The organism is Novosphingobium sp. FG137, from assembly GCF_057809735.1.
Window position 1 is genome coordinate 86,712 of sequence record NZ_JBMDKN010000011.1, and the last position, 6,873, is coordinate 93,584.

Consider the following 6,873-nt stretch of genomic DNA (forward strand, 5'->3'; position numbering starts at 1 on the left):
AAGGCAATCTAACAATCGGTGGAGTCATGGAAGGCTCCCCGGCCTCCAGGAGAGCGATCATGCAGAACCTCCCCGGCAAGACAGCCTTCATCACCGGCGGCGCCAGCGGCATCGGCCTCGGCATCGCCAAGGCGCTGCTCGGCGCCGGCATGAACGTGGTGATCGCCGATATCCGCGACGACCATCTCGCCGCCGCGGAAGCCGAACTCGCAGGCGGCGAACGCGTGCTGCCGCTGAAGCTCGACGTCACCGATCGCGCCGCCTTTGCCGCCGGCGCCGATGCTGCCGAGGCGAAGTTCGGCAAGATCCACATCCTGTGCAACAACGCCGGTGTCGCCGTCGTCGGCCCGACCGAGCTTGCGACCTTTGCCGATTGGGACTGGGTCATGGGCGTCAATCTGGGCGGCTCGATCAATGGCATCGTCACAATCCTGCCGCGCATTCTGGCCCACGGTGAAGGCGGCCATATCGTCAACACCGCCTCGATGTCGGCGCTCGTGCCCGTTGGCGGCACCACGATCTATTCCGCCGGCAAGGCCGCCGTCACCGCGATGATGGAATGCATGCGCCCCGAACTGGAAGCGCGCGGCGTGATCTGCTCAGCGTTCTGCCCGGGCGCGGTCCAATCGAACATCGCCGACGCGGGCAAGACCCGCCCCACCGATCTGGCCGAAACCGGCTATGCCGAAGCTGACAAGCGCCGCGCCTCCGGCGGCAATTTCATGCACCTCTACCAGACCAAGGAGGAAGTCGGGCAGCGCGTGCTCGAGGGCATCCTCAACGACGAACTCTACATCCTCACCCACAGCGAGTTCCTCACCGGCGTGCGCGAGCGCGGAGAGGCAACCACGGCGGCCGTGCAAACGCACCTTCCCGAAAATGCTGAATACAAGCAGACCTTCGCGATGCTGTTCCGCAATCCGGCGATCACCGCCGAAATCGCGCGGCAGGATGCGCTGAAAACCAAGCGTGCAGGAGACGCCGCATGAAAGACTTCGCAGGCCGCACCGCCTTCGTCACCGGCGGCGCCAACGGCGTCGGCATCGGGCTCGTCCGCCAACTTTTGAATGAGGGCTGCAAGGTCGCCATCGCCGATATCCGGCAGGATTCGATCGATCAGGCGCTGAAGAGCCTCGACAACCGCGAGGTCATGGGCGTCCAGCTCGATGTCGCTAGCCGCGATGGCTTCAAGGCGGCGGCGGACGAGGTCGAAGCCAAGTTCGGCCCCGTCTCGATCCTGTGCAACAACGCCGGGGTCAACCTGTTCCAGCCGATCGAGGAAAGCTCGTTCGACGATTGGGACTGGCTCCTCGGCGTCAACCTCCACGGCGTGATCAACGGGGTGATGACCTTCGTTCCCCGCATGGTCGAACGCGTGAAGGCTGGCGAGCAAAAGGGCGGCCACGTGGTCAACACCGCCTCGATGGCTGCCTTCCTGGCGGCAGGCACGCCCGGCATCTACAACACCACCAAGTTCGCGGTGCGCGGCCTATCGGAATCGCTGCACTACTCGCTGTTGCACTATGAAATCGGTGTCTCGGTGCTCTGCCCGGGTCTCGTCAAAAGCTACATCTACGCCAGCGACGATATCCGCCCGGACGAACTCAAGGGCGCGATGAAGCCGGTCAATTCCGAGGCCGTCGAGCGCCTTGCGGGCATCCACGAATTCGGCATGGAGCCCGACGTGATCGGCGCGCGCGTGATCGAGGCGATGAAGGCGAACCGCCTCCACATCTTCAGCCATCCCGATCACAAGGAAGAGATGCGCGAAATCTTCGACGAGATCATCGCGGAATATCAGGACTACCCGAAAGACCCCGGCCATGACCAGCGCGTGGCGTTCGAGAAGTTCCGCCGCGATGCGTTTGCGCAGGCCCGCGCCAAATCACGCGCGGCGGACTTCTAGGTCACGGATCTGCTACTCACATCCGTTCGTGTCGAGCGAAGTCGAGACACCAAGCGCTGCGTCAGGTGTCTCGACTTCCGGCCCACGGGCCGGAAGTTTATCCCGAGCGAAGTCGAGGGGCTCGACACGAACGGAAAGGGTTAGCCTGCCCTCAGGCGCAGCCCAACAGGATCTGCAGCGTCTGCTCCGGCTGATCGCCCATCACGTCGTGGCCTGCCTTGGCCTCGTGGTATTCCCAGCCCTTTTCGCTGCTCACCCGCGCCACGAACTTGCGGAACGGCGTCGGCTCCCAGGCATTGGCGAAGACATAGATCCGCCGCCCGACCTTGGCTTCCTCGCCGGTGAACTTCACCGCTTCCACCAAGGTCAGCAGCGGATGCGGTGAAAGCAGCGGGTGCACCGCGCCTGGCAGCGGCGCGACTGCGCCAGGGGTAAACTTCTGGCTGCCGATATAGTGGTTGTGCTCCCACTCGCCGGTCAGGTCCCACAGCGATTGGCCGTCCTGCGGCAGGAAGGCATCGAGATAGACCAGCGCCGAGATCCGTCCGCCTAGCCGCGTCGCCACGCCTGTCACGATCATCCCGCCATAAGAATGGCCGACCAGCACGAAGCGGTCCAGACCAGCCGAGGCAATCTGATTGCAGACGTCATCGATATGCGTCGTCAGCGTGATGCCGGGGTGGAACTCACCCTTGCGCGTGCCGAGCCCGGTCAGCTGCACCAGCACCACGCGGTGCCCCGCAGCGCGCAGTTCGCCCGCCACCCGGTCATAACCCCAGCTTCCGCCCCAGGCGCCGTGGACGAGAACATAGTCCGTCATGCCGAAATCCCGTGTTTCGCGTTGTAGCCGTGGATCCATTCCAGCGTTTTCACCATGCCGCCGAAGGGATAGAAGTGCAGCCGCACGCGGCCATGCTGCGGCCCCAGCCCCCGCGCAAAGGCATCGACCAGCTTGTCCGGCCCGGCGCTGCCGAGAAGGTTGGTGACCGAAATCCCGTACTTCCGCAGCACCGAGGTCGAAGCCCCCACGCCGCAGCGCGCAGCGAAGGACAGCAGGCGCTTGATTCCGGCCGGACCCGGCACGCCGATCCGCACCGGCGCATCGATCCCCAGTGCGCGCAGCTTGAGCAGCCAGGCGAGAAATGCGTCCGGATCGAAGCCGAATTGCGTCACGATCAGCGGCGCCATCCCGCGCGCCTCGATCTCGTTGGCCTTCTTCAGCAGCACGTCCCAGCATTGCTGCTCGGTCATGTTGGGATGCCCTTCGGGATGGCCACCGATGCCAATGGCCTTGATCCCGCTGCGCTCGAACGCGCCGGTTGCAATCAGGGCGGAGGTATCGAAATAGGGCCCCACCGGCTCGGGCGGATCGCCCGCCACGATGAAGGCGCGGGAAACGCCCGCCTGCTCGACCACTGCCTTCAGATAGCCCTCGAAGTCATCCTCCGAAGTTATCCGCCGCGCCGAAAAATGCGGCATGGGCTCGAAGCCAAGTTCGCGCACCGCCACCGTCGCCTTGACCCGCGCGGCGACATCCTCGCCGGGCAGGAAGGTCACGGCAATCGGCGTATCGATCGGGATCAGCGGCGCAGCCTCGCGCAGCGAAGCCTCGTCCTTCGCGGTCATTTCGAGGCTGAAGCCGTCGGTCACGCCGAGCGGCGGCTTGTCCCAGTTGGGATGGATCAGTGCTGCGGCCATAAGCTGCGTTCCTCAAATCACGCGAACCTGCCCCTCCCTCCTGAGCCTGTCGAAGGATCGGGGGAGGTTGGGTGGGGGTGCGCGGCGCTTGCAGGAAAGGTCGAACCCCCTTCCCCAACCCCTCCCCTCCGGGAGGGGGCCAAGAACCCGCTTGCTGAGTTTACCGCCCGATATTACCGCCCGGTGCGCCAGCCTTCGGCGTAGTTTTCACGCGCCACGCGGCTGTAGGGCACCGAAGAGACGATCGCGCGTACTTCGATCTGCTTGTGCGGCTCGACCGTGGTCTTGCGCGTGCCGCCATCGGGCTCACCCCACACCACGCGCACTTCGGTGCCGACCGGGATTTCCGGATCAACCGTCGCCAGCGAAAGCGCCTGCTTCTCGTTGTAGGAATAGCCGGTGAACATCGAAACGCCGACCGTCCTGCCGCCCGCATCAACCACGCGGTCGTAGTTCGACGAGGCATAGTTCGCCAGCGGCACGTCGAAGAACTTGTACTGATCGCCATCCGGGTTGAACAGCGAAGCGGTGATCTTCGCCATGTCCTCGGGGTTCCACGCCAGCGTCACCTTCTTGCGCTGCGCGGCGGGGTCCAGCTTCTCCAGCGCCTCGCGGCCGTGGAAATCATGGTCGAACTTGACGAACGGGCCGTAACCCAGCTCCCATGGGTTGAGGTAGTAATCCTCGATGCTCTCGCCCACGAACGAGCCGCCGATCGAGCCGGTCGCCTCATAGCTGTCGGCGCCCAGCCACTCGCGGAAGCCCTTGAGCTTTTCGCCGGTGTAGATCGCCGGCAGCGGCGAGGGGATCCAGCCCGATTCCAGCGTGTTCGAAGGATAGGCGCGGCTGCCGCAAGCGATCAGGCCGAATTCCTTGCCCGCTTCCAGAATGGCGGCGCGGATTTCTTCCTGTTCTGCATAAGGGCCCCAGATTTCGAGACCCGGCGCGCCCGACATGCCGTGGCGAAGCGTGCGCACCGTCTTGCCGGCAATGTTCATGGTGCTCATGTTGAAGAACTTGAGCTGCTCCAGCGGCCCGCCATGGAGCTTCTCGATCACGTTCCACGCCTGCGGACCCTGGATCTGGAAGCGCCATTCCTTGCGGGTGACGGGCTTGCCCATCGGGCGCATCGGCGAACGGTCATCCAGCTCGATCTCGACATCGTAGCCACCCGTCGCGCCGTGATAGCGCAGCCAGTTCGAAGCCGGTGCGCGGCCGACGTAGGTGAAGCTTTCTTCTTCTTCCCAGAAGATGATGCCATCGCCGATCACGTGGCCATAAGGCGTCGTCGGCACATATTGCTTGGCCTTGTTGACCGACCAGCCCTTCGAGCTGTTGATCATCGTGTCCGACAGCAGCTTCGCCGCATCCTTGCCGCGGATATAGAGGTTCACCATGTGGTGCGACTGGTCGAACAGCACCGCACTGTGCTGCCATGCCCACTGCTCGCTGCGCCAGTTGGAAAACTCCGGCGCCACCACCGGGTAGACATAGGCACCAAGCTGCGAGTTGCGCAGCATTTCGACGATGTTGGACTGGCCCTGGAGGACCTCTTCGAGGTTGGCTGCCACGTTATCTCTCCCGATGAAAAAAATGGCTGGTTGAAATTTGTATGCAACACATACAATATCAGGGCAGATTCGCAATGCCAAATTGTGCAGCCCCCATGAGAAGGGAATGCACGGCTGGCAGCCAACGCCCGCACGCTCTATGGGGCCTGCGGCTCTAGGGAGAGATTGAATGACTGCACCAGTGATCCTGACGCTTTCGTGCGAGGACAAGCCCGGAATCGTCGCCCGGGTTACCGGCAACCTCTATGAGGCCGGCGCCAACATCCTTGAGGCGCAGCAGTTCGATGATACCGAAAGCGGCCGCTTCTTCATGCGCGTCGTGCTCGATCCGGGCTCGGGCGATCAGGATACGCTGCGCAGCGCCTTCGCGCCGGTGGCGCAGCAGTTCGGCATGCAATGGACGATGCGTGATAGCTCGAAGAAGCGCCGCACCGTGCTCATGGTCAGCAAGTTCGATCACTGCCTCGGCGATCTGCTCTACCGTACCCGCATCGGCGAACTGCCGATGGATGTCGTCGCGATCATCGGCAACCACCCCAAGGAGGCGCTCAACATCACGCTGCTGGGCGATGTGCCCTATCACCACCTGCCGATCACGAAGGACACCAAGCCGCAGCAGGAAGCGCAGGTTAAGGCGATCGTGAACGAAACCGGCGCCGAGCTCGTCGTGCTGGCGCGCTACATGCAGATCCTTTCGGACGACATGGCCTCGTTCCTCAACGGCCGCTGCATCAACATCCACCACTCGTTCCTGCCGAGCTTCAAGGGCGCCAAGCCCTATCACCAGGCCCATGCGCGCGGCGTGAAGATGATCGGCGCGACGGGGCACTACGTGACGACCGACCTCGATGAAGGCCCGATCATCCACCAGGACGTGACGACTGTGACCCACGCCGACACGCCGGATGATCTCGTCCGCAAGGGCCGCGACGTGGAACGCCGCGTGCTCGCCGAAGCGGTGCGCCTCCATCTGGAAGACCGCGCGCTGCTCAATGGCACGAAGACGGTGGTGTTCCGCAGCTGATCAATTCCCGCTTGCTCTCTCTCCGTCAGGGGAGAGAGCATTGGAGTAGGACGGCACAAGATAGTATCGTCGGCCCGGACTTGATCCGGGCCTTGGCTTTCTTTCTCTGGCGCAACGCCGGAACCTCAGCCAAGCCCCGTGTCGAGCACGAGGCGACGGAAACTGATCAACGTGTAATCCTCTAAGTCGATGAACGAGGGAGCAGGCAATGCAGGTCAACTGGCTCGATCACGTCAACGTGATCACCGACAAGCTCGATGTAACCGCCGAGTTCTACAAGGCGCTGCTGAACCTCGAACGCCGCAACGCCCCCCCGCCGCTGACGCCGGACAACGCGCAGTGGATGTACGACGCGGGTGGCAAAGCGATCGTCCACATCAACTCGGTCGATTGCCCCCGCGCCTTCGACCGCCCCGTCGAACCCGGCGCGCTGACGGGCGCGGTGCACCACGTCGCGCTCAATTGCTCGGGCTACGAGGAACTGATGGAGCGCGTCGGCGCGCTGGGCACGCCCTTCCAGCTCAACACCGTGGCCTCCATCGGCCTCAGGCAGATTTTCGTGAGCGATCCCAACAACGTTTTGCTGGAACTCAATTTCTTCGGGGATTGAGCGAGCGGTTGTACGCTCTGGATTCCCGCCTTCGCGGGAATGACGAAACGAGTTTAAGCCCCCA

7 protein-coding genes are annotated in these 6,873 nt (G+C 63.5%); 4 read left to right on the plus strand and 3 right to left on the minus strand.

Annotated elements, in window-relative coordinates:
* The first annotated feature begins 59 nt into the window (after positions 1 to 59).
* The gene (locus tag ACODS2_RS22170; RefSeq protein WP_489000672.1) at positions 60 to 989 is read left to right on the plus strand and encodes an SDR family NAD(P)-dependent oxidoreductase; all 930 of its coding nucleotides are present in this window, start codon (positions 60 to 62) and stop codon (positions 987 to 989) included.
* Positions 986 to 1,906 (plus strand): SDR family NAD(P)-dependent oxidoreductase, encoded by a 921-nt coding sequence (locus ACODS2_RS22175; RefSeq protein ID WP_489000673.1) that lies wholly within the window; start codon positions 986 to 988, stop codon positions 1,904 to 1,906. The genes ACODS2_RS22170 and ACODS2_RS22175 overlap by 4 nt, the downstream gene beginning before the upstream one ends.
* Positions 1,907 to 2,057: 151 nt before the next feature.
* Here the strand turns inward: ACODS2_RS22175 and ACODS2_RS22180 are convergent, their stop codons facing one another.
* The 3 genes from ACODS2_RS22180 to ligM form a co-directional block, all read right to left on the minus strand.
* On the minus strand, positions 2,058 to 2,726 hold the full coding sequence (locus ACODS2_RS22180; RefSeq protein ID WP_489000674.1) for an alpha/beta fold hydrolase: 669 nt from the start codon (positions 2,724 to 2,726) through the stop codon (positions 2,058 to 2,060).
* Entirely contained in the window at positions 2,723 to 3,604 is an 882-nt protein-coding gene (locus tag ACODS2_RS22185) for a methylenetetrahydrofolate reductase (protein ID WP_489000675.1), read from the minus strand. Before ACODS2_RS22185 ends, ACODS2_RS22180 begins: the two co-directional genes overlap by 4 nt.
* A 173-nt stretch (positions 3,605 to 3,777) precedes the next feature.
* Positions 3,778 to 5,175: a vanillate/3-O-methylgallate O-demethylase gene (ligM, locus tag ACODS2_RS22190; protein ID WP_489000676.1), complete on the minus strand. Its 1,398-nt coding sequence runs from the start codon at positions 5,173 to 5,175 to the stop codon at positions 3,778 to 3,780.
* Positions 5,176 to 5,344: 169 nt separating this feature from the next.
* Here ligM and purU point away from each other — a divergent pair, with 169 nt between their 5' ends.
* Both purU and ACODS2_RS22200 read left to right on the plus strand, forming a co-directional pair.
* The gene (gene purU, locus ACODS2_RS22195; RefSeq protein WP_489000677.1) at positions 5,345 to 6,199 is read left to right on the plus strand and encodes a formyltetrahydrofolate deformylase; all 855 of its coding nucleotides are present in this window, start codon (positions 5,345 to 5,347) and stop codon (positions 6,197 to 6,199) included.
* Positions 6,200 to 6,407: 208 nt separating this feature from the next.
* The gene (locus tag ACODS2_RS22200) at positions 6,408 to 6,809 is read left to right on the plus strand and encodes a VOC family protein (protein ID WP_489000678.1); all 402 of its coding nucleotides are present in this window, start codon (positions 6,408 to 6,410) and stop codon (positions 6,807 to 6,809) included.
* Positions 6,810 to 6,873: the final 64 nt, after the last annotated feature.

Coding starts and splice junctions, on each gene's coding strand:
- ACODS2_RS22170 (WP_489000672.1), top strand. CDS start 60: ATGCAGAACCTCCCCGGCAAGACAGCCTTCATCACCGGCGGCGCCAGC.
- ACODS2_RS22175 (WP_489000673.1), top strand. CDS start 986: ATGAAAGACTTCGCAGGCCGCACCGCCTTCGTCACCGGCGGCGCCAAC.
- ACODS2_RS22180 (WP_489000674.1), bottom strand. CDS start 2,726: ATGACGGACTATGTTCTCGTCCACGGCGCCTGGGGCGGAAGCTGGGGT.
- ACODS2_RS22185 (WP_489000675.1), bottom strand. CDS start 3,604: ATGGCCGCAGCACTGATCCATCCCAACTGGGACAAGCCGCCGCTCGGC.
- purU (WP_489000677.1), top strand. CDS start 5,345: ATGACTGCACCAGTGATCCTGACGCTTTCGTGCGAGGACAAGCCCGGA.
- ACODS2_RS22200 (WP_489000678.1), top strand. CDS start 6,408: ATGCAGGTCAACTGGCTCGATCACGTCAACGTGATCACCGACAAGCTC.